General features: G+C 71.3%; 13 protein-coding genes, 1 rRNA gene and 3 pseudogenes. 4 read left to right on the top strand and 13 right to left on the bottom strand.

The window, feature by feature from the left end; all coding sequences use genetic code 11:
- Nucleotides 1-37: 37 nt before the first annotated feature.
- The 10 genes and pseudogenes from NEH16_RS19595 to NEH16_RS19550 all read right to left on the bottom strand — a co-directional run bounded on the left by NEH16_RS19595 (nt 38) and on the right by NEH16_RS19550 (nt 11,375).
- Nucleotides 38-1,562: ribosomal RNA gene (locus tag NEH16_RS19595) — 16S ribosomal RNA — on the bottom strand.
- Nucleotides 1,563-2,229: 667 nt separating this feature from the next.
- Nucleotides 2,230-2,606, bottom strand: a pseudogene (locus tag NEH16_RS19590) (stage II sporulation protein M).
- A 429-nt stretch (nt 2,607-3,035) separates the two neighbouring features.
- Nucleotides 3,036-3,647, bottom strand: coding sequence for a hypothetical protein (locus NEH16_RS19585; RefSeq protein WP_073968472.1), 612 nt, complete (start codon nt 3,645-3,647; stop codon nt 3,036-3,038).
- A gap of 178 nt (nt 3,648-3,825) precedes the next feature.
- On the bottom strand, nt 3,826-5,283 hold the full coding sequence (gene ahcY / locus NEH16_RS19580; protein WP_073968473.1) for an adenosylhomocysteinase: 1,458 nt from the start codon (nt 5,281-5,283) through the stop codon (nt 3,826-3,828).
- 268 nt (nt 5,284-5,551) lie between these two features.
- On the bottom strand, nt 5,552-6,652 hold the full coding sequence (locus NEH16_RS19575; protein WP_265544064.1) for a cation diffusion facilitator family transporter: 1,101 nt from the start codon (nt 6,650-6,652) through the stop codon (nt 5,552-5,554).
- Nucleotides 6,653-6,739: 87 nt separating this feature from the next.
- Nucleotides 6,740-7,924 carry a mannose-6-phosphate isomerase, class I gene (manA, locus tag NEH16_RS19570; protein ID WP_265544062.1) on the bottom strand — a complete coding sequence of 395 codons (1,185 nt, stop codon included), beginning with the start codon at nt 7,922-7,924 and terminating at the stop codon, nt 6,740-6,742.
- A gap of 43 nt (nt 7,925-7,967) precedes the next feature.
- Nucleotides 7,968-9,104, bottom strand: a complete 1,137-nt coding sequence (locus NEH16_RS19565) for an SIS domain-containing protein (RefSeq protein WP_265544059.1) — start codon at nt 9,102-9,104, stop codon at nt 7,968-7,970.
- Between the two features lie 73 nt (nt 9,105-9,177).
- Nucleotides 9,178-9,359, bottom strand: a pseudogene (locus NEH16_RS19560) (Trm112 family protein).
- Between the two features lie 180 nt (nt 9,360-9,539).
- Nucleotides 9,540-10,937 carry a phosphomannomutase/phosphoglucomutase gene (locus NEH16_RS19555; protein WP_265544057.1) on the bottom strand — a complete coding sequence of 466 codons (1,398 nt, stop codon included), beginning with the start codon at nt 10,935-10,937 and terminating at the stop codon, nt 9,540-9,542.
- A gap of 60 nt (nt 10,938-10,997) precedes the next feature.
- Nucleotides 10,998-11,375: a DUF3499 domain-containing protein gene (locus tag NEH16_RS19550; protein ID WP_143620648.1), complete on the bottom strand. Its 378-nt coding sequence runs from the start codon at nt 11,373-11,375 to the stop codon at nt 10,998-11,000.
- 311 nt (nt 11,376-11,686) lie between these two features.
- Here NEH16_RS19550 and NEH16_RS19545 point away from each other — a divergent pair, with 311 nt between their 5' ends.
- Complete coding sequence (locus NEH16_RS19545; RefSeq protein ID WP_265544055.1) at nt 11,687-12,115, top strand: metallopeptidase family protein; 429 nt, start codon at nt 11,687-11,689, stop codon at nt 12,113-12,115.
- A 30-nt stretch (nt 12,116-12,145) separates the two neighbouring features.
- On the opposite strand, the gene NEH16_RS19540 is transcribed toward NEH16_RS19545, so the two are convergent.
- From NEH16_RS19540 to NEH16_RS19530, 3 genes are all read right to left on the bottom strand, one after another.
- Nucleotides 12,146-13,684, bottom strand: a complete 1,539-nt coding sequence (locus tag NEH16_RS19540) for a DUF5719 family protein (protein WP_265544053.1) — start codon at nt 13,682-13,684, stop codon at nt 12,146-12,148.
- Complete coding sequence (locus NEH16_RS19535; protein ID WP_265544051.1) at nt 13,681-17,487, bottom strand: glycosyltransferase family 2 protein; 3,807 nt, start codon at nt 17,485-17,487, stop codon at nt 13,681-13,683. Before NEH16_RS19535 ends, NEH16_RS19540 begins: the two co-directional genes overlap by 4 nt.
- 287 nt (nt 17,488-17,774) lie before the next feature.
- Nucleotides 17,775-18,038 (bottom strand): WhiB family transcriptional regulator, encoded by a 264-nt coding sequence (locus tag NEH16_RS19530; protein WP_018103995.1) that lies wholly within the window; start codon nt 18,036-18,038, stop codon nt 17,775-17,777.
- A 706-nt stretch (nt 18,039-18,744) separates the two neighbouring features.
- On the opposite strand from NEH16_RS19530, the pseudogene NEH16_RS19525 reads away from it, so the two are divergent.
- The 3 genes and pseudogenes from NEH16_RS19525 to NEH16_RS19515 all read left to right on the top strand — a co-directional run bounded on the left by NEH16_RS19525 (nt 18,745) and on the right by NEH16_RS19515 (nt 21,600).
- Nucleotides 18,745-19,238: pseudogene (locus NEH16_RS19525) on the top strand (cysteine dioxygenase).
- Between the two features lie 98 nt (nt 19,239-19,336).
- Nucleotides 19,337-20,293: a 2-phospho-L-lactate transferase gene (cofD, locus tag NEH16_RS19520; protein WP_265544048.1), complete on the top strand. Its 957-nt coding sequence runs from the start codon at nt 19,337-19,339 to the stop codon at nt 20,291-20,293.
- Nucleotides 20,290-21,600 (top strand): coenzyme F420-0:L-glutamate ligase, encoded by a 1,311-nt coding sequence (locus tag NEH16_RS19515; protein ID WP_265544046.1) that lies wholly within the window; start codon nt 20,290-20,292, stop codon nt 21,598-21,600. The genes cofD and NEH16_RS19515 overlap by 4 nt, the downstream gene beginning before the upstream one ends.
- Nucleotides 21,601-21,695 lie beyond the last annotated feature (95 nt).

The raw sequence follows: 21,695 nt of genomic DNA, 5'->3' as shown, positions 1-21,695 counted from the left end.
CTCTGGACCCCTTTGACAGGGTCTAGATGCTCCTTAGAAAGGAGGTGATCCAGCCGCACCTTCCGGTACGGCTACCTTGTTACGACTTCGTCCCAATCGCCAGTCCCACCTTCGACAGCTCCCTCCCACAAGGGGTTGGGCCACCGGCTTCGGGTGTTACCGACTTTCGTGACGTGACGGGCGGTGTGTACAAGGCCCGGGAACGTATTCACCGCAGCAATGCTGATCTGCGATTACTAGCAACTCCGACTTCATGGGGTCGAGTTGCAGACCCCAATCCGAACTGAGACCGGCTTTTTGAGATTCGCTCCGCCTCGCGGCATCGCAGCTCATTGTACCGGCCATTGTAGCACGTGTGCAGCCCAAGACATAAGGGGCATGATGACTTGACGTCGTCCCCACCTTCCTCCGAGTTGACCCCGGCAGTCTCCTGTGAGTCCCCATCACCCCGAAGGGCATGCTGGCAACACAGAACAAGGGTTGCGCTCGTTGCGGGACTTAACCCAACATCTCACGACACGAGCTGACGACAGCCATGCACCACCTGTACACCGACCACAAGGGGGCACCATCTCTGATGCTTTCCGGTGTATGTCAAGCCTTGGTAAGGTTCTTCGCGTTGCGTCGAATTAAGCCACATGCTCCGCTGCTTGTGCGGGCCCCCGTCAATTCCTTTGAGTTTTAGCCTTGCGGCCGTACTCCCCAGGCGGGGAACTTAATGCGTTAGCTGCGGCACCGACGACGTGGAATGTCGCCAACACCTAGTTCCCAACGTTTACGGCGTGGACTACCAGGGTATCTAATCCTGTTCGCTCCCCACGCTTTCGCTCCTCAGCGTCAGTAATGGCCCAGAGATCCGCCTTCGCCACCGGTGTTCCTCCTGATATCTGCGCATTTCACCGCTACACCAGGAATTCCGATCTCCCCTACCACACTCTAGCCTGCCCGTATCGACTGCAGACCCGGGGTTAAGCCCCGGGCTTTCACAACCGACGTGACAAGCCGCCTACGAGCTCTTTACGCCCAATAATTCCGGACAACGCTTGCGCCCTACGTATTACCGCGGCTGCTGGCACGTAGTTAGCCGGCGCTTCTTCTGCAGGTACCGTCACTTTCGCTTCTTCCCTGCTGAAAGAGGTTTACAACCCGAAGGCCGTCATCCCTCACGCGGCGTCGCTGCATCAGGCTTTCGCCCATTGTGCAATATTCCCCACTGCTGCCTCCCGTAGGAGTCTGGGCCGTGTCTCAGTCCCAGTGTGGCCGGTCGCCCTCTCAGGCCGGCTACCCGTCGTCGCCTTGGTAGGCCATTACCCCACCAACTAGCTGATAGGCCGCGGGCTCATCCTTCACCGCCGGAGCTTTCAACCTTCTCCCAGGAGGAAGAAAGTATTATCCGGTATTAGACCCCGTTTCCAGGGCTTGTCCCAGAGTGAAGGGCAGATTGCCCACGTGTTACTCACCCGTTCGCCACTAATCCACCCCGAAGGGCTTCATCGTTCGACTTGCATGTGTTAAGCACGCCGCCAGCGTTCGTCCTGAGCCAGGATCAAACTCTCCGTGAATGTTTTCCCGTAATCGGGAGACACATCACGAGAGCGGAACAACCAGGGTCGGAATAAGACCCGTCGTCCACTGCGTCCTCGCTGTGTTTCGCCTACCCGGACCCTAAGGACCGTGCAGGACTTTTCAAAGGAACCACCAACCTGCCGAAGCAGGCCGGGGTATCAACATATCTGGCGTTGACTTTTGGCACGCTGTTGAGTTCTCAAGGAACGGACGCTTCCTTTGTACTCACCCTCTCGGGCTTTCCTCCGGGCGCTTCCCTTCGGTCTTGCGTTTCCGACTCTATCAGACTCTTTCGTGTCCGATTCCCGGTCGAAGCGGGTCTTTCTTTTTGCCTTTCGGCGGTTCCAACCTTACCAGACTCATTTCGTTCCGTTTCCGGTTCGAATTTGATTCCGGCGGCCGTTGAAGTGGCCTTGCCTTTCGGCTGATTCGACTTTATCAGAAGCGTTTCGACCGAACCTAATCGGCTTCGACTTCAGAAGGTGGGAATCGAATGGCTCTGCGGAAATTCGATTTCCGGCGAGAGCGAGCTAGATATTAGCTGGCTGAACCCGAACTTGTCCAGTTCGAGGCAACCGTTTAAATCTACCTCCCCCAGTTCGCCGTGTCAACGGTTTTTTGGGGCGAAGAGGAGGCTAGCAGGTCAGGAACGCCGGATGCACATCAGGCGGCGGTCGGCACCTCGGCGCTTCGTTCGACCGCATTGAGGGCCCAGGTCGGCAGGCCGGACGGGGCCACGAAGGCTTCGATCACCCCGGAGACGAACAGCACCAGTGCCAGGCCGGTCCAGCCGAGGCGCAGACCCGTGCCGGCGGCGACGAAGACGGCCGTCAGCTCCAGCAGCCCGTGCGGAAGGATCAGGCCGACGAGCAGCGGGTCCGGGGGGCTGGACCGGATCAGGGAGGGATGGGTCGCCGTGCGCTGGTAGAGGTCGACCAGTTCGTCGGCTTCCGCGCCCGTCAGGCGACGTCCCCGGCGCGGGGATGGTCCAGGCGGTCCCACCCGACGCGGTGGGAGTGGACGAAGAGATCGAGGTCCATGGTCGGCTTGCTGCTCCAGGCATGGGTGCGTACCGGGTCGTACGACTGTGACGTCGCGCGTCAGCGACGTGGGGCGAACTCGTGACCGGGGACGCGGTCGTGCCCTGGCTCCGGCCATCGATCTCGTCGTGGTCGGGGCGGTCTTCGGTCTGGTGGCGCTGGGGCCGGCCTTCGCCGGTGGCTCACTGGACGACGCTGCCTGGGCCCCGGCGGGGAGATCGCCGCGCGCACCGGGTTCCGCCCCCGCCGGGTCTCCCGGCCGCGGCCTACTTGGGCGCCGTGGTGCATGAACGGCAGGTACGGGACGTGCGCAGGGCGTGGGAGACCGCTCAGGCCGGTGCCGGTACGGGGCTCGCTCAGAGGCCCCGTACCGGCGTACGAACGGTCGAAGATGCCGTACGCCCCAGTACCGGTACGGCCGCCTGAGGGTCAGCGGTCGGAAGGCGGGGATTCCAGGTCTTCGAGCTCGATGCCGGGGGCGGCGAGCACCACGTCGCCGGCGAGGTGGATCGTGTGCCGTTCGCCCGTGTCCAGGGCGCTGACCTGGTACTCGTCCACCGTCAGGGGGCCGTTGTCAGTGGGGTGCGCTTCACTGTTCACCAGGGCCCAGGACTGGTCGAGGGTACGGGGGGCGAGGACCGGGTCCGTGAAGGTGACGACCCGTACGCGGGTCTCGGGGGAGGCGGGGGTGAGGCGCAGCAGACGAGCGGTCGCGACGAGGAAAGCGGGGGAAGTGCCGTTGAAGGCGTGGGCGCGGACGTTGCCTTCGGTGGCGTGCGTGCCCGTCGGGTCGGTACGGACCCAGGTGAGGCCCTCCAGGGCGGCACCGCGGACCTGCCAGTCGGCGGAATGGAGTTCGAGTCGGAGGGGGCGGCCGAGTTCATCGAGGGTGAGGTCGACGGATCCCAGGTGACTGCCGGACGGGGCGGTCGTTTGGGAGATGTAGCGCCAGCCGGACGGGCCGGGTGCGCAGTGGAAGTGTTCTTCGCCGAGAGGGGTGTGGTCGTGGACGTCGTGGAGCGAATATCGGCCGCGGGGCATGGGGTCCTTCGAGTCCTCGGCTCGTGCGGGTGCGGTACGGCGCAGGCCCCCGACACGGGGGTGCGGGGGCCTGCGTTCGTCGCTGCTGCTGATCGGCCCGGGCCGCGCTGAGCGCCCGGCACCGGACCGGATCGGCCGGACCGTTCGAGGTCCGGCCGGTTCCGGGCCGGTGGGGGGATCAGTAGCGGTAGTGGTCCGGCTTGTACGGGCCCTCGACCTCGACACCGATGTACGCGGCCTGCTCCGGGCGGAGCGTCGTCAGCTTCACGCCGAGCGCGTCGAGGTGGAGGCGGGCGACCTTCTCGTCCAGGTGCTTGGGCAGCACGTACACGTCGGTCGGGTACTCCTCCGGCTTCGTGAACAGCTCGATCTGGGCCAGCGTCTGGTCCGCGAACGAGTTCGACATGACGAACGAGGGGTGGCCCGTCGCGTTGCCCAGGTTCAGCAGACGGCCCTCGGAGAGCACGATCAGGACCTTGCCGTCGGGGAACGTCCACGTGTGGACCTGCGGCTTGACCTCGTCCTTGACGATGCCGTCGATCCTCGCCAGACCGGCCATGTCGATCTCGTTGTCGAAGTGACCGATGTTCCCGACGATCGCCTGGTGCTTCATCTTGGCCATGTCCGAGGCCATGATGATGTCCTTGTTGCCCGTCGTCGTGACGAAGATGTCCGCCTGCGAGACGACGTCATCGAGGGTCGCGACCTGGTACCCGTCCATCGCCGCCTGCAACGCGCAGATCGGGTCGATCTCCGTGATGATCACCCGAGCACCCTGGCCGCGCAGCGACTCCGCGCAGCCCTTGCCGACGTCGCCGTAGCCGCAGACCACGGCGGTCTTGCCGCCGATCAGGACATCGGTGGCGCGGTTGATGCCGTCGATCAGGGAGTGCCGGCAGCCGTACTTGTTGTCGAACTTCGACTTCGTCACCGCGTCGTTCACGTTGATCGCGGGGAAGAGGAGGGTGCCGTCGCGGTGCATCTCGTACAGGCGGTGGACACCGGTCGTGGTCTCCTCCGTCACGCCACGGATCTCGGAGGCCAGCTGCGTCCACTTCTGCGGCGACTCACCCAGCGTCCGGTTCAGCAGCGTGAGGATCTGCGCGAACTCCTCGCTGTCCGCCGTCGCCGGGTCCGGAGCCGCACCGGCCTTCTCGAACTCGACGCCCTTGTGGACGAGAAGGGTGGCGTCACCGCCGTCGTCCAGGATCATGTTCGGACCACCGGTCGGCGTGTTCGGCCAGGTCAGCGCCTGCTCCGTGCACCACCAGTACTCCTCCAGCGTCTCCCCCTTCCAGGCGAACACCGGAACACCGGCAGGGGCCTCGGGGGTGCCGTTCGGGCCGACCGCGATCGCCGCGGCCGCGTGGTCCTGCGTCGAGAAGATGTTGCACGAGGCCCAGCGGACCTCGGCACCCAGCGCGACCAGGGTCTCGATCAGCACCGCCGTCTGCACGGTCATGTGCAGCGAACCGGTGATCCGGGCACCCGCCAGCGGCTGCGCTGCGGCGTACTCCTTGCGGATCGACATCAGACCGGGCATCTCATGCTCGGCAAGAGTGATCTCCTTCCGCCCGAAAGCGGCGAGGGAGAGGTCGGCGACCTTGAAGTCCTGTCGATTGGCGACCGTCGTCATAACGGGCTGCTCCTCGTTGTGGAGTCGAGGGTGGGTAGGGCGGCTCTGCGGCGGCGGGCACACGAATGCCCGGGCGCTCGCAGCGCAGTCCGTCGGAGGCCCTCTCTCCCTCGGCCGGTCCGGCGTACGGACCGATCGACCGCCATCAGCAGCGACGTCTGACACTGCCGTCGAATCTACACCGAACGGCGCAGCCGCTCCCAGTCCACCGGGACGGGTCCGGGGCGGGAGCGGCTGTGTCGGGTACGCGATGGCGGGTCCGGTGCGGTCAGTGGCCGGATTCCGTCGGGCCGGTCTCCTCCGTGCCCGCCGGGGTGTCGGCCGTCCCGGAGGACGGTTCGGCGGCTCCCGGCTCGGGGGCTTCCGGGCCGGGAGTCTCCGCGCCGGGGGTCTCCGAGTCGAGGGCGGTGTGGGTGCCGCCGGGGGCCTTGGCCGGGTTGACGCCGGCCGCTGCCGCCGCCGCGTTGTAGATGTCCGGCTCCAGGTAGATCACCCGGGCGATCGGGACGGCGGCGCGGATGCGGGACTCGGCGGCGTTGATGGCGTTGGCGACCTCGTCGGCGGTGTCGTCGTGCTGCACCGCGATCTTGGCGGCGACCAGCAGCTCTTCCGGGCCGAGGTGGAGCGTACGCATGTGGATGATGCCGGTGACGGTGTCACCGTCGACCACCGCGGCCTTGATCTTCTCGACCTGGTCGGTGCCGGCGGCCTCGCCGAGCAGCAGCGACTTGGTCTCGGCGGCCAGCACGAGCGCGATGGTGATCAGCAGGATGCCGATGCACAGGGTGCCGATGCCGTCCCACACGCCGTTGCCCGTGCCGAGGGCCAGGCCGACGCCGCCGAGGGCGAGGACCAGACCGATCAGCGCGCCGAAGTCCTCGAGGAGCACGACGGGCAGTTCCGGGGCCTTGGCGCGGCGGATGAAGTCCGTCCAGCTGAGCGAGCCGCGCGACTCGTTGGACTCCTTGATCGCCGTACGGAAGGAGAAGCCCTCGGCGATGATCGCGAAGACCAGGACGCCGACCGGCCAGTACCACGCCTCCAGCTCGTGGGGGTGGCGGATCTTCTCGTAGCCCTCGTACACCGCGAACATGCCGCCGACGGAGAACAGGACGATGGAGACGAGGAAGGCGTAGATGTAGCGCTCGCGGCCGTAGCCGAAGGGGTGTTGCGGGGTGGCCTCGCGCTGGGCCCGCTTGCCGCCGAGGAGCAGCAGGCCCTGGTTGCCGGAGTCGGCGAGCGAGTGGACGCTCTCCGCGAGCATCGACGAGGAGCCGCTGAACAGGAACGCCACGAATTTGGCCACTGCGATCGCGAGGTTGGCGCCGAGTGCCGCCACGATCGCCTTGGTTCCGCCTGACGCACTCATGGGTTCCTGGTGTCCCTTCTTCGGTCTGCGGCTCCGACGGCCGCGGTGTGGCGGCACATTGTTGCAGCCGTCGTCACGGACGGTGCGTCAGGCCACCACTGTCGCACGGAACAGCGTGCCCGCTCCGGACACATGTACCCGCTCGCCCGCCGGTACGAAGACGGATTCGCCGGGCGCGAGGGCGAGGTCGCCGGCGCTCGGGGCGCCCGCCGTGCACAGCAGGATCTGCGGCGTGGGCGCGGTCAGTTCGGCGGGGGCGGCACCGGGTGAGAGGTCGAAGCGGGAGAGGCGGAACTCGTCCACCGGCGTCTCGTACAGCTCCTCGCCCGAGGGGGACGCCTCCGGACGCAGGATGCCCGGGTCGGTCGCCTCGAAGCGGACGATGCGCAGGAGTTCGGGGACGTCGATGTGCTTGGGCGTCAGGCCGCAGCGCAGCACGTTGTCCGAGTTGGCCATGATCTCGACGCCGAGGCCGTCGAGGTACGCGTGCGGGACGCCGGCGCCGAGGAACAGGGCCTCGCCGGGCTGGAGCCGTACGTAGTTGAGCAGCATGGCCGCGATGACACCGGCGTCGCCGGGGAAGTGGTGGGCGATGCGGGCGTACGGGGCGTAGGCGCCGCCGATCCGTTCGGCGGCGGCCGCGGCGGCGGTCACCGTTTCGGCCATCTCGTCCGGGTCAGCGGTGAGGATCGCCGTCAGGACCTCGCGCAGGGCGGCCTCCTCGGGCTGGGCGCGCAGCAGGTCCGCGTACGGCTTGAGGGAGTCGACGCCCAGGCCCTCCATCGCCTCGGCCGCCTCCAGGGGCCGGCGGAATCCGCACAGGCCGTCGAAGGGGGTGAGCGCGCAGATCAGCTCGGGCTTGTGGTTGGCGTCCTTGTACGTGCGGTGGGGGGCGTCGATCGGCACGGACCGGCTCTCCTCGTCCGCGTAACCCGCCTTGGCCTGGTCCAGGTTCGGGTGCACCTGGAGGGAGAGGGGGGCGCCCGCGGCGAGCAGCTTGAGGAGGAAGGGCAGGCGGGGGCCGAACTTCTCGACGGTCGCCGGGCCGAGTTCACGGGCGGGGTCCGCGTCGATGACGTCGGTGAGGGACCGCTCGGCGGAGGCGGTGGCGGTGCCGGTTTCGGTGCGGGTGATCCGGGAAGGGGCGCCCGGGTGGGCGCCCATCCACATCTCCGCCTGCGGCTCGCCGGTGGGGGCGATGCCCAGCAGGGCGGGGATCGCGGTGGTCGAGCCCCAGGCATACGGGCGCACGGTGTTGGAGAGCCGGTCCATGGATCAGTCCTTGTGTGGCGGTGTGCGGTGTTGTACGAGGTGTTCAGGCACCGGCCGACGAGGCGAGCGACAGGTAGACCGCGGCGAAGTCGGTGACGGCGAGCAGCTCCGCGAGACATTCGAGCGTGCCGCCCTCCTCCGGTTCCAGCTCGCTGATCGCGGTGTCGTGGCCGAGGGCCAGTTCGCGGGCGGCCGGGGCGGCGCTGAGACCGCCGGTCGGGCGGTCGCGGAGCAGCACCACCCGGGCGTGCAGGGGCTCCGACTCCTCGACGCGGTCGCGGAAGAAGTCGTCCGGGTCCGCGCCCGCGGCGAACGCGCCCGCCAGCAGTCCCCCGTGCGCCGGAAGCGCCTCCGGGAGTGCGGCGGCGAGGGCCGGGCGGCCCGAGAGCTCCGCCAGGACCGCGGCGAACCGGCGCCCGACGGGGCCGGCCGCCTCGCCCTCCGTCCAGATCAGCGGAAGGGTGTCCGCGAGTTCGGAGGCGAGGGTCTTGGCCGGGTTGCTGTACGTGGCGATGGCCGGGCCGCAGCGCTCCGCCGTGCGGTCCAGGCGGTCCGCGACGCTCTGGAGCGCTTCGGCGGGGGCGGTGACCAGGCCGACGCGGTCGAGCAGGGCGAGGAGCGGGGTGAGCAGGGCCCAGAGGGTGCCGGGGCCCGCGGCCGACGTCTCGGCGTCGTACTCGCCGTGCGGGGCGGAGGCCATCGGGACGACGACGCCGTGCACCCCGTGGACGGCCTCCCGCAGCGGGGAGCGCAGCGGGGCGACGGCCACGACCGTGCAGCCCCGGCGGTACGCCTGCTCCGCGAGGAGGGCGAGGCCCGGTTCGGAGCCGTCCGCCGTGGCGATGAGCAGCAGGTCCACGGAGCCGGCCCAGCCGGGCAGGGTCCAGCGGAGTGCGCCGGGGGCGGGGGCGACGCCGGTCGGGGGGATGCGGGTGACCGGGGCGGAGGCGCCGGCGAGGGCGGCGATCAGGTCCGCGACGCCGGTCGCGGCGGTGCCGGGGCCCGCGACGAGGACGGCGCGCGGGCGGCCCTCGGGCTTCAGCTCGGTGATCCCGGCCTCCGTCGCGTGCCGGGCGGCGGTGCGGACCCGGGCCCCGGCCTCGGCGGCGCCGCGCAGCAGGTCGCGGCGGTCGGCTCGGGCCAGGGCGTCGGGGGCGTCGAGCAACGACTCGTCGAGCATGGGGCGGTCCTCCGGTGCGGGGTGCGGGGCGGCCGCTTCGGGCCGCTGTCGCCGGTTGAGCCGGTTGTGCCGGTTACGCGGGGCGGCGGGCCTCGTCGACGAGGAGTACGGGGATGCCGTCCCGGACCGGGTAGGCGAGGCCGCAGTCGGTGCCGGTGCAGATGAGTTCCGGGGTGTCGGCTGCCGTCTGGTCGTCCAGGGGGCGTGGCAGGCGGGGCAGGCCAGGATCTCCAGGAGGCCGGCTTCGAGCGGCATGTTGTTTCCCTTCGGGCGGTCTGTGATTGGGGCCCTTTGGGGGCGGGGTCAGCCTACCGCCGGGGTGGGGTGGGGGCGTGTCGTGGGGGTGGGGGCGGGTGCGGTGCGTTGCGCCTGCGGCGGGGCTGTTCCCCTACCCGCCCCTTCCCGAAACCGGGGCTCCGCCCCGGACCCCGCGCCTCAAACGCCGGCGGGGCTGGGATTCTCGCCGGGGCTGAATCGGATCAGCGTCAGGACCTCGTCCCGTACCCGCCTCATCGTCTCCTCGTCCTTCGCCTCCACGTTCAAGCGAAGCAGCGGTTCCGTGTTGGACGGGCGGAGGTTGAACCACCAGGTGGGGGTCGTCACCGTGAGGCCGTCCAGGGTGTCCGTGGTGGCGGTCTCCTCGTGGGTGAAGGCCGTTGCCACCTTGGCCGTGCTGGCCTTCTGGTCGGTCACCGTGGAGTTGATCTCGCCCGACGCGGCGTAGCGGTCGTACTGGGCCACCAAGGACGAGAGGGGGTCCGGCTGGCCGCCGAGGGCGGCGAGTACGTGGAGGGCGGCGAGCATGCCCGTATCGGCGTTCCAGAAGTCGCGGAAGTAGTAGTGGGCCGAGTGCTCGCCGCCGAAGATCGCGCCGTGGGCGGCCATCTCGGCCTTGATGAAGGAGTGGCCGACCCTGGTGCGGACGGGGGTGCCGCCGTGTTCGCGTACGACCTCGGGGACCGAGTGGGACGTGATCAGGTTGTGGATGATCGTGCCCCGGCCGCCGTTGCGGGCCAGTTCGCGGGCGGCGACCAGGGCGGTGATCGCTGACGGGGAGACGCCCTCGCCCCGTTCGTCCACCACGAAGCAGCGGTCCGCGTCGCCGTCGAAGGCGAGGCCCAGGTCGGCGCCCTCGGCCACGACGCGGGCCTGGAGGTCGACGATGTTGGCCGGGTCCAGGGGGTTGGCCTCGTGGTTCGGGAAGCTGCCGTCCAGGTCGAAGTACATCGGGACGAGGTCCACGGGCAGCCCGGCGAAGACGGTGGGGACGGTGTGGCCGCCCATGCCGTTGCCCGCGTCCACGACGACCTTGAGGGGGCGGATCTCCGTCAGGTCCACCAGGGAGAGGAGGTGGGCGGCGTAGTCCGTGAGGGTGTCGCGGCCGGTGACCTTCCCCGGGGTCGCGACCGGCTCGGGGGCGCCCTTCTCGGACCACTCCTCCACCAGCGTCCGGATCTCGGCCAGGCCGGTGTCCTGGCCGACCGGCGCCGCGCCCGCCCGGCACATCTTGATGCCGTTGTACTGCGCGGGGTTGTGCGAGGCGGTGAACATCGCGCCGGGCAGGTCAAGCGCCCCGGACGCGTAGTACAGCTGGTCCGTCGAGCAGAGGCCGATCAGCGTGACGTCGGCGCCTCGTCCCGCCGCGCCCCGGGCGAACGCCCCGGACAGGGCCGGGGAGGTGGGGCGCATGTCGTGGCCGATCACGATCGCGTCCGCGCCGGTCACCTCGACGAAGGCGGCCCCGAAGAGTGCGGCCAGCTCCTCGTCCCACTGGTCGGGCACGACTCCGCGCACGTCGTACGCCTTCACGAGCTGTGACAGGTCTGCGGTCACCGGCCGGTCCTCCTGGGGGTTGCTTCGGACCGCCCAACGTACCCGGCGGCCCGCGGTCCCTCAGGAGTCGGGTGAGCGCAGGACGCGGAGGTGACCCCTGCGGGCCACCTCCATCGGGTCGGCGGTCCGGCGGCCGCCTCCCTGGGCGCCGTCGCCGCGCTCCTGCGGACGCGCGGCTTCCCGTACGGCGTTGGCCAGGGCTTCCAGGTCGTCGCCGCTGGGGCGGCTGGGCGCGGAGGGGTCGGAGAGCCGGACGACCTCCCACCCGCGTGGCGCGGTCAGCCGCTCGCTGTGCTCGGCACAGAGGTCGTAGCAGTGGGGCTCGGCGTAGGTGGCGAGCGGGCCGAGGACCGCAGTCGAGTCGGCATAGACGTACGTCAGTGTCGCGACGGCAGGGCGGCCGCACGCGGTGCGCGAACAGCGACGTACAGGGCTCACGATGTTGGACGGTACCGCACTCTTGAGCGGGCTGCGACGACTCTCCCCCGGCTCACCCCTCCGTGTCGCCCTGTGACGTCCGGCACACGCACCCTCCGGGCAACTCCCCTGACCTGCGCGGGAGGAGAGGGCCGAGGGCTCTCACGGCGATGATTCCGGTCACCGCTCTGCCGCGAACCTTTCACAAGGCGTCGGTCCGGCGGTCGCGAGCGGGGCCGGAAACGGGCTCCTGTGTGGCCGGATCGCTCAAGAGCGGACAGGGCGGTGTGGGCCCGGTGGGGCGGGCCTTCGAGGGTTAGGCTGCGTCGGTGATGGACAGTTCCGTACCGCCCAGCCCGTCCGAGCCGCGTCCGCGGCGCCGGGACCGACACGGCCGCGGTATGCGCGGGCCCGTCGCCCCGCCGCAGGTGCCGCTTTCCACGAGCCGCGCGGACAACTTCCGCGATCTCGTCCAGGACTCGGTGGAGCGGCTGGAGCGGCGCTGGCCGCAGCTGACGGAGGTCGACTTCGTCGTCCTGGAGGTGCCGGAGACGGCGGAGGAGACCGTTCCGCTGGGCGACGCGGTCTCCGCCGAGAAGGGCCGGCCCGCCCGCATCACCGTCTACCGGCGCCCGGTCGAGCTGCGTACCAAGAGCCGTGACGAGCGCGCCCTGCTCGTCCACGAGATCGTGGTCGAGCAGGTCGCGGAGCTGCTGGGGCTGGCGCCCGAGTCCGTGGACCCCCGTTACGGCCAGGAGTAGCGGCCCCCTCGGCCGTCCCCGCAGCCCTGCTCAGTCGTCCAGCACCGACAGGTCCTGCTGGGCCGCCGGGACCTCCACCGTGCCCCGGTCGTCCGGCAGCGTCTGCACCGTGAACATCTGGATGCCGTCCACCGTCTCGGTGAGTGTGCGCGCGGCGTGGACCGGGCCGCCCGACCGGGTCTCGACCGTCAGGGCGTAGGTGCCCTTGAGGCCCGTCGGCACGGGCGGGGTGACCGCCGTGGTCGTGCCCGCCGCGATCTTGTACGTCTTGCTGACCGGCGTACCGCCCCCGCTGCCGGCCGACGCCGTGACCTTGACGGTCGCGGCGGCGCCGGGGGCGGTGAGGGAGAGCACCGAGCCCTTGGACCGGTTGTCGGCGACGGTCGCGCGTGCGCCCACCGGGCCGGTCGCCGGGATGAAGGCCACCTCCTGCTTGGCGCCCTTGCCCCGGACCACGCGCAGGGCTGCGACGACCGGGGTGGCCTTGCCCTTCTCGGTGGGCACCAGCATCAGCGAGCCCGCCTCGCCGCGGGTGATGTCCTTGAGGTCCATCCCGGCGGTCATATGCGACTTGACGTGCAGTTCCTCGTGGCCGGCCGGGGTGACGGCGCCGGTCTTGCCGAGCAGCTTCAGGCCGAGGTCGGCGTCGTCGTCGCCGGGGGCGAAGGCCACCAGGCGTACCGAGGTGGCGTCGGCCGGGATGCCGGGCAGCACGACCGTGCCGGCCGGTTCGGCGGAGGCGGTGAGCCAGTCGCTGCCGGTCTCGTCGTCCGCCGCCCTGACAGCCGCGCCGACCCGGCCCGTACGGGTGGTGACGTGGACGGTGACGTCGTCGGCGGCCTTGCTCGTGAGCGTCGAGATCAGGACCCGGACGCCGGAGCCCGCCGGGACCGTGATGCCCTCGCCGACGTCGGACTTGAGGGAGCCGTCCGGGCCGTACAGCTCGATGTCGGCGACGGCGGCGGTGTCATCCGGGTTGGTGAGGTGGACGTAGTCCTCGCGGGACTTGGCGGTGCTGGCCGCGGGGAACCAGAAGTCGGTGTCGGGCGTGGTGCAGCTGATGCCGAGCAGGCCGCGGCCGTCGCCCGCCTCGATGGTGGTGGTCTGCTGGGCGGTCCAGCCGGGGGCGAACCGGCCGGTCGCGGTGCCGATGAGGGCGGGTGAGTCGGCGCCCGACGCCTCGCCGGTGGCGGGCTTGCCGGGCTCCTTGAGGGAGACCACCGGCTTGTCCGCCTTGTCCTTCTTGCTCGTGCCCTTCTTGTCCTTGTCGTCGGACTTCTCGTCGGCGGTCGCCTCGCCGTCCTTCGCGGAGGACAGCAGCTCGGCGGTGCCGGCCGTGGCGGAGCCGCCGCTCGTGCCGGAGGGCGTGAAGGCCGTGTAGGCCGTCTCCGAGAGGTCGGACAGGCCGGGCGCCGGACAGAGCAGGCTGGTGCGTTCGACGGGCAGCCGTGCGGCCGTCTTCGCTTCGGCCGTGTTGCCACCGGACGGTTCGTTGAGCGCGGCGAACCCGGTGACGGCGGCCAGGGCGACCGCTCCGGCGATGAGGGACAGGGCGCTGGTGGACTTCACTCGGACTCGCCTCGCGATGCGTTGCCGGTCGGCCACGGGTTCTGGCCCGGGGCGGGGTTCTCGGGGTGCTGCGGGTCGTACGGGTGCTGCTCGCCGTACTGCCCGGCCTCGGGGCCGTACCCGTTCGGGTCATAGGACTGCGGGTCGTACGCGGGCGGGTCGTAGGGGGCCGCGTACTGGCCGTCCTGGTACTGGCCCTCCTGGTACTGCGGATAGCCGTACGGGTCGTAGCCGCCGGTCTCCGGTTGCTGCTGCCCCTCGGCGTACTGCGGGTCCTGGTACTGACCGCCGTCCTGGTACGGAGAGCCGTCCTGGTACTGCGCATAGGCCGGGTCCTGGTACTGGCCCTGGCCGTCGCCCCAGTCGCCGTACTGCTGCTGCGGTACGAAGACGTTGTCGTCGTCCTCCGTGGCCGCGGCGTCGGTTTCGGCGCTCTGCTGGGCGGGAACGTACGCGGGCTGCTCGCCGGTCTCGTCCGGGCCCGGGGCGCCCTCCGCCTCCTGCTGCTCGCGGGCGCCCTCGGCGGCCTCGCTCTCGGCCAGGGCGGCGGCGCGCAGCCTGCGGGCGCGGCGGCCCTCTCCGGCGACCGGTTCGGCGGCGACCGCCTCGGCCTCCTCCGGCAGGTCGTCGTCGATCTCGCGGCGGCGGCCGGGCAGGGCCATGACCACGAGGACCACGGCGAGCGCGATCTGCGCCCAGATCCACACGGTGTGGGTGAAGGGCTCCTCGTACGTGAGGTCCAGGGTGCCGCCCTCGGTGGGCAGTTCGAAGCCCTGGGCCCAGCCGTCGACGGTCTTGGCGGTCAGCGCGCGCCCGTTGAGCGTGGCCTGCCAGCCGGGGTCGGCCGCGTCGGCGATCCGCAGCACCCGGCCGGAGCCGCCCGCCGGGATCTTGGTGTGCGCCTCGACGGGCTGCGAGCCCACGGGAAGCGGCTCGTCGCCCGCGGCGGACGGGACGATCATGATCCGGGCGACCTGCCGGTCCACCCGCCACAGGGCGCTGCCGTCGAGCTGGCTGAGCCGGCTCAGGCCCGGGGTGGCGTCGAGCACCCGGCTCATCTGCTTGGGCGCTCCGTCGCGCACGAGGACGTAGCGGATCGCGAAGCCGCTGAGCTGGCTGCCCTGGTCGGCGCCGGAGCCGGCGACCAGGTTGGCGACGACCTTGTCGAGGTGGCTGTTGCCGCCCTGCGCCTCGGCCAGCTCCGCGTCGCCGAGCCGCGCGCCCGAGCCCCGGACGAGGGTGTAGTCGACGGAGGCGGACGAGGTGCCGCCCAGGACCAGGGTGCGCGGCTGGTCGCGGGTGCCGCTCTCCTCCGCGACGAACGCGGGCACCTGGACCGGGTCGCGGCGTTCCAGCGGGCCCGCCGCGCCGCCGATCATCCAGCCGGCGGCGGCCAGCACGGGGGCCAGGCCCGCCGCGAGGGCGATCAGTGCGGCGACCGGCTGGCGCCAGCCGAAGCTGAGTTCGGCGACGCGGATGCGGGCGCCGTCCGCGCCGACGAGCGCGGCGGCGATGAGGGCGGCGCCGTAGACCAGCGTGGCGGGGCCGGCCCAGCCGGAGCCGTTGGCGAGCCCGGCGAACGCGAGGGAGACCAGGGCGGCGACCCAGGCGGTCCGGACGGCGAACCGGCGCTCCCCGCGCAGCAGGGCGGCCAGCGCCGCGAGCACGATGCCGAGGAGCAGGACGCCGCCCGCCGCCTTGGGCCCGCCGGGGCTGATGCCGAGGAGGTCCAGCGCGGAGGCGGAGCCCGTACCGGTCTCCAGTCCGGCTTCCCTCAGGAACGCGGACGGGCTGCTCAGCAGCGAGAGCGACCAGGGCGCCAGGACCAGGACCGGGGTGCCGACGGCGGCGAGGAAGCGGAGCGCGTACGCGGTGATGTCGCCGCGCCGCAGCGCCAGGACGCCGAGCCCGAGGACCGCGGCGAGCGGCCACACGATCGGCGTGAACGCCATGGCGAGGGTGAGGAGCAGGGTGTACGCCCAGGTGGCGCGCCAGCTGCCGCGGGCGCCGCCGTCTCCGCGCATGCCGTGCGCGGAGACGGCGGTGCGCGCGATGAGCGGCAGCAGGACGGCCAGCACGGCGGTGCCGAGGCGGCCGGTCGCCAGGGCGCCGGTCGCGGCGGGCAGGAAGGCGTACGCGACGCTCGCCCAGGCCCGCAGCAGCCGGGAGGGAAGCAGCGGGCGGGTGACGAAGTACGCGGTGAGTCCGGCGAGCGGGACCGAGCAGACGAGCAGCAGGGTGAGCGCGAAGCCGGTGGAGCCGAGGAACAGCGCGGACAGGGCCGAGATGACGGCGAGGTAGGGCGGGGCGGTCTGGGTGCCGCCGGTGCCGACGGTGTGCCAGCCGTCCGCGTAACGCGCCCACAGGTCGGAGACGTCGCCGGGGGCGGGCAGCAGGGCGCCGCCGGCCAGCGCGCCGCCGCCGATGAGGTCGCGGCAGGCGACCAAGGAGACCAGGAGGAGCAGGGCGAAGAGGACCGGTCCCGGCTTGCGGCCGACCTTCTTCAGCCGGGCGAACTGGTCGATCTCCAGGTAGTCGGCGTCGTCGCCGCCCGGTCCGGACTCGACGGCGCCGTGCCGGGAGCCGCCGGCGTCGGCGTCGGAGCCGCCGCCGAAGTTCCCGGCGACCTGTTCGACGGTGGCGCGGACGGTGGCGCCGGGTGCGGGGAAGAGTCCGCGCAGTTCGGCGGCGTCGACCGCGCCCTTCCCCCGGGCGCGGCGGGCGGCCAGGATGCGGCCGGGGCGCAGCAGGGTGCTCAGGAGGCCGGTGACCTCGTCGAGCGCCTGGCCCGGGACCTTGCCGACGAGGTAGGCGAGGGTGCGCAGCAGGGTGCCGAGGACGAGCCGGAGCATGACCCAGGGCAGCTTCTTGCCGCGCGCGTTGACGAGCATCGTGTAGACGGCGCCCGCCTTGTCCACGCGGTGCGGGCTGGCGATGTGGCGGCCGGCGCAGTCGATGGGGCGGCGTTCCCGCGCGGACGCCTCGGCATGCCGCAGGACGGCGTCGGGGGCGACGAGGACCCGGTGGCCGGCCATGTGGGCGCGCCAGCACAGGTCGACGTCGTCGCGCATGAGCGGGAGCCTGCGGTCGAAGCCGCCCAGCTCTTCCCAGACGTCGCGCCGGATGAGCATGCCGGCGGTGGAGACGGAGAGGACGGTGCGGACCTGGTCGTGCTGGCCCTGGTCCTGCTCGCGGCGGTCGAGTCCGGTCCAGCGGCGGCCGCTGTTGGCGATGGAGACGCCGACTTCGAGGAGCTGGCGGCGGTCGTACCAGCCGCGCAGCTTGGGGCCGACGATCGCGGCGTGCCGGTCGTTGTCCACGACGCGCAGCATCTCGGCGAGGGCGTCGGGCGCGGGCGCGCAGTCGTCGTGGAGCAGCCAGAGCCACTGCACCGGCTCGCCGTGCGGCAGCTCGGGCATCTCGTACGCCTCGTCGTGCCAGGTCCGGGTGACCGGGTCCCAGCCGCTGGGCCGCTTCAGGTAGGGCAGGTCGTCCGGGGTGAGGACGCCGGCCGTGCGGCTCGCCTCGTCGACGGCGGTGCCGAAGCTCGTACGCCGCGCCAGGTGCAGGACGCGGTCGGCGCCGAGGGCCTCGGTGACCAGGCGCGCGGAGTCGTCGGCGCTGCCGGTGTCGGCGGCGATGACGTTCTGTACGGGGCGTTCCTGGCCGAGCAGTCCGGCGAGCGCGTCGGGCAGCCAGCGTGCGCCGTCGTGGGAGACGAGCACGGCGGTGACGACATGCCGGGGGAACTCGGGGGCGGCGGCGGCCGCGTACGGCGCCGTTGATTGGCTGTGCACGGACATCGAGGTACGGGCCCTCCGGCCGGGTCCGGGGGACGTCCCCCCGGGGGCTGCATCGGTGTACACGCGCGCTCTGTCGGGTCGTTGGCGCGTCTCGGACGGGGCCCCACACTAACGGTAGGGGTAACCGGGGTGGCGCGGAGCGGTTGAACGAGGGCGCGAGCGGGTAGCGGCCGGCGCGGATTCCGGGTGGGCCCGAGGCATGGCGGTGTTGCCTCGCGGGTACGGCGACGGCCCGCCGCCTGCGGGTGCAGGAGGCGGGCCGTGATGTCGTGCGTGGTGGGCCCGGGTCAGACCGCGGCCTTCTTCAGGCGGCGGCGCTCGCGCTCGGAGAGGCCGCCCCAGATGCCGAACCGCTCGTCCTTCGAGAGGGCGTACTCCAGGCACTCGGACCGGACTTCGCAGGCGAGACAGACCTTCTTCGCCTCGCGGGTCGATCCACCCTTCTCGGGAAAGAAGGACTCGGGGTCGGTCTGGGCGCACAGCGCGCGCTCCTGCCAGCCGAGCTCTTCGTCCGCGTCCTCGACCAGCAGTTGCTGGAACAGCTCGGTCATCTGCGCCCCTCGTCTGTCTCTTGCGTCCCGTGATGCGGCCGTTACCGAATCGGCCGAACGACACGGGTGAAATTACAAGCGTGTAGCTCTGGCTGGTCAAGCCCGGATCTGCTATTGGCCTCGGTATTCACCCTGCGGCACCAACCGTAAGCGTTAAGTGTTCAAATCACCAAAAACCTGACATATGCCATGGGCGCTACCGCCTCCGCGCTCGCCATGGAGACAAACTGTCGCGAGCTCGGACACGTTGCGATTCGATCACTGAAGCGACCAAGATCACATTCGGGTCACGGTGCCGCGCCCACGTTTGGCAGCACGGTTGTTGCGCCACCTGTCCCCGCTACGGGGAGCTAAAACCTTTCTCCGGTCGGAGTAACCGGATGAGGTGAAACATTGCCGCCAAACCGGGCATTGGGTTGACACCGGTCGGCTCTCCGGTTCTCCTTGATGGCATGCCAGCGAACTCAGCGATGCACGCGACCCGCCGTGGGTTCCGCAGCGCTGTCCAGGCTCGCTGTCGCTGTTCCAGCTGTCCCAGCTGTTGATGCCGCCGACGCCGTCGTAGCCCTCCCGCTCCGGCCCGGCACCGCTCGTCCCGCCCCTCCCCGCGCGGCCCCTCCGCCTTTCCGGCGTCGGCGCTCCCGGACCTCGCGACGAGCCCCCGCACCGCACGCCGCACTCGCACCCCGCCGAGGAACCACGCTCCATGAACAGCAGCGACAGCGACCTCCAGATCGCCGGCGACCTCCTGGAGGTCCAGCACCTTCTTCGTCCCGCCCCGAACACCCCGCCACCGTGGCGGAGTTCGTCGGCCTCGCCCGTACCATCGCCGCCGACCGCGACCGTTGGGCGCCGCTCGTCCGGTACGACACCACCACCCGCTGGTACCACCGCCTGCGCACCGGGCCCGGTTACGAGGTCTGGCTGCTCAGCTGGGTGCCCGGGCAGGGCAGCGGGCTGCACGACCACGGGCCGTCCTCCGGCGTCCTGACCGTGCTCGACGGCGAGCTGACCGAACGTACGGAGCGGGGAAAGCGGACGCTGGGCGCGGGCGCGCAGCGCGTCTTCGCCCCCGGCTACGTCCACGAGGTCGTCAACGACTCCCTGGAACCGGCCGTCAGCCTCCACGTCTACTACCCGGGCCTCACCGACATGCCGATGCACTCCGCGCAGTGCGCACCGGCGGCCGCCACGGCCTGAAAGACCCCTGTCCCGGAACGGCAGGGCTCCTGACAGTCCCACCCGTCGCCCGCCACCACCCCGACAAGGATCAGGCTCCGCCTGACAGACTGTTTCGCATGCGCATTGTGGTTCTGGCCGGCGGTATCGGTGGTGCTCGGTTCCTGCGGGGTCTCAAGGAGGCCGCGCCCGACGCGGACATCACGGTCATCGGCAACACCGGTGACGACATCCATCTGTTCGGGCTCAAGGTCTGTCCCGACCTCGACACCGTGATGTACACCCTCGGCGGTGGCATCAACGAGGAGCAGGGCTGGGGCCGTACGGACGAGACGTTCCGCGTCAAGGAGGAGCTCGCCGCGTACGGCGTGGGCCCCGAGTGGTTCGGGCTCGGCGACCGCGACTTCGCGACGCACATCGTCCGTACGCAGATGCTCGGCGCGGGCTATCCGCTCAGCGCCGTCACCGAGGCGCTCTGCGCCCGCTGGAAGCCGGGCGTCCGGCTGCTGCCGATGTCCGACGACCGCGTCGAGACGCATGTGGCGATCGAGGAGGACGGCGAGAGCCGGGCGGTGCACTTCCAGGAGTACTGGGTGAAGCTGCGGGCCGCCGTGCCGGCCCGGGCGATCGTGCCCGTCGGCGCGGAGCAGGCGAAGCCGGCGCCCGGGGTCCTGGAGGCCATCGCCGGGGCCGACGTCATCCTCTTCCCGCCGTCCAACCCGGTCGTCTCCGTCGGCACGATCCTCGCCGTGCCCGGCATCCGCGAGGCCATCGCCGAGGCCGGGGTGCCGGTCGTCGGCCTCTCCCCCATCGTCGGTGACGCGCCGGTGCGCGGGATGGCCGACAAGGTCCTCGCTGCCGTGGGCGTCGAGTCGACCGCCGCGGCCGTCGCCGAGCACTACGGGTCCGGGCTGCTCGACGGCTGGCTCGTGGACACCGTGGACGCGGGCGCGGTCGAGCGGGTGGAGTCGGCGGGCATCCGCTGCCGGTCCGTACCGCTGATGATGACCGATGTCGCCGCCACCGCCGAGATGGCGCGGCAGGCGCTGGCCCTCGCCGAGGAGGTCCGCGCGTGAGCGCCGCCGACGCCCCCTCCTACCGGGTGTGGGCGCTGCCCGGGATGCCCGAGGTGCGGCCCGGGGACGACCTCGCGAAGCTGATCGCGGCCACCGGGCCGGGGCTCGTGGACGGCGATGTCCTCCTCGTCACCTCGAAGATCGTCTCCAAGGCGGAGGGCCGGATCGTCGAGGCCACCGACCGGGAGGCGGCGATAGACGCCGAGACGGTACGGGTGGTGGCGCGGCGCGGTCCGCTGCGGATCGTGGAGAACCGGCAGGGCCTGGTCATGGCCGCCGCCGGTGTCGACGCGTCGAACACCCCCGCCGGGACGGTCCTGCTGCTCCCCGAGGACCCCGACGGTTCGGCCCGGGCGATCCGGGAAGGGCTGCGGGCGGCGCTCGGCGTCGAGGTCGGCGTCCTCGTCACGGACACCTTCGGGCGGCCCTGGCGCAACGGGCTGACCGATGTCGCGATCGGCGCGGCCGGGGTGCGGGTCCTGGACGACCTTCGGGGCGGGCAGGACGCGTACGGCAATCCGCTGAGCGCGACCGTGGTCGCCACCGCCGACGAGCTGGCCGCCGCGGGTGACCTGGTCAAGGGCAAGGCGGACGGGCTGCCCGTCGCCGTCGTGCGCGGGCTCGGGCATGTCGTGGACGCGGCGGACGGGCAGGGGGCCCGTGCGATGGTGCGGGTCGCGGCCGACGACATGTTCCGGCTGGGGACCTCGGAGGCGGTCCGGGAGGCGGTGACGCAGCGGCGGACGGTGCGCGAGTTCACGGACGAGCCGGTGGATCCGGGGGCGGTACGGCGTGCGGTCGCCGCCGCCGTGACCGCGCCGGCGCCGCACCACACGACGCCGTGGCGCTTCGTCCTGCTGGAGTCCCCGGAGTCGCGGACCCGGCTGCTCGACGCGATGCGGGACGCGTGGGTCGCGGATCTGCGGCGCGACGGCAAGAGCGAGGAGTCGATCGCCAAGCGGGTGCGGCGGGGCGAGGTGCTGCGGCGGGCGCCGTATCTGGTGGTGCCGTGCATGGTGATGGACGGTTCGCACGCGTACGGGGACGAGCGGCGGGACGGCGCGGAGCGCGAGATGTTCGTGGTCGCGGCGGGGGCGGGGATCCAGAACTTCCTGGTGGCGTTGGCCGGGGAGCGGCTGGGGTCGGCGTGGGTGTCCTCGACGATGTTCTGCCGGGATGTGGTGCGGGACGTTTTGGGGCTGCCCGAGTCCTGGGATCCGTTGGGGGCGGTGGCGGTGGGGCACGCGGTGGCGGCCCCCGGGCCGCGGGTGGGGCGGGACGCGTCGGACTTCGTCGTGGTGCGGTGAGCTTGGCGCGGGCGCGGGGGGTTTCGGGGCTCTGCCCCGGGCCCCGGTCCTCAATCGCCGGACGGGCTTGATTTTGGCCCGGTGCGCTTCTGCGG

Source organism: Streptomyces drozdowiczii, from assembly GCF_026167665.1.
Classification (GTDB): Bacteria; Actinomycetota; Actinomycetes; order Streptomycetales; family Streptomycetaceae; genus Streptomyces; species Streptomyces drozdowiczii_A.
The sequence above is the reverse complement of the archived record's forward strand: the minus strand, read 5'-3'. Positions and strand labels throughout refer to the sequence as shown.

What these genes read in the sequence shown, in the direction of transcription:
- NEH16_RS19585 (WP_073968472.1), bottom strand. Translation starts at nt 3,647, where the DNA reads ATGCCCCGCGGCCGATATTCGCTCCACGACGTCCACGACCACACCCCT.
- ahcY (WP_073968473.1), bottom strand. Translation starts at nt 5,283, where the DNA reads ATGACGACGGTCGCCAATCGACAGGACTTCAAGGTCGCCGACCTCTCC.
- NEH16_RS19575 (WP_265544064.1), bottom strand. Translation starts at nt 6,652, where the DNA reads ATGAGTGCGTCAGGCGGAACCAAGGCGATCGTGGCGGCACTCGGCGCC.
- manA (WP_265544062.1), bottom strand. Translation starts at nt 7,924, where the DNA reads ATGGACCGGCTCTCCAACACCGTGCGCCCGTATGCCTGGGGCTCGACC.
- NEH16_RS19565 (WP_265544059.1), bottom strand. Translation starts at nt 9,104, where the DNA reads ATGCTCGACGAGTCGTTGCTCGACGCCCCCGACGCCCTGGCCCGAGCC.
- NEH16_RS19545 (WP_265544055.1), top strand. Translation starts at nt 11,687, where the DNA reads ATGGACAGTTCCGTACCGCCCAGCCCGTCCGAGCCGCGTCCGCGGCGC.
- NEH16_RS19535 (WP_265544051.1), bottom strand. Translation starts at nt 17,487, where the DNA reads ATGTCCGTGCACAGCCAATCAACGGCGCCGTACGCGGCCGCCGCCGCC.
- NEH16_RS19530 (WP_018103995.1), bottom strand. Translation starts at nt 18,038, where the DNA reads ATGACCGAGCTGTTCCAGCAACTGCTGGTCGAGGACGCGGACGAAGAG.
- cofD (WP_265544048.1), top strand. Translation starts at nt 19,337, where the DNA reads ATGCGCATTGTGGTTCTGGCCGGCGGTATCGGTGGTGCTCGGTTCCTG.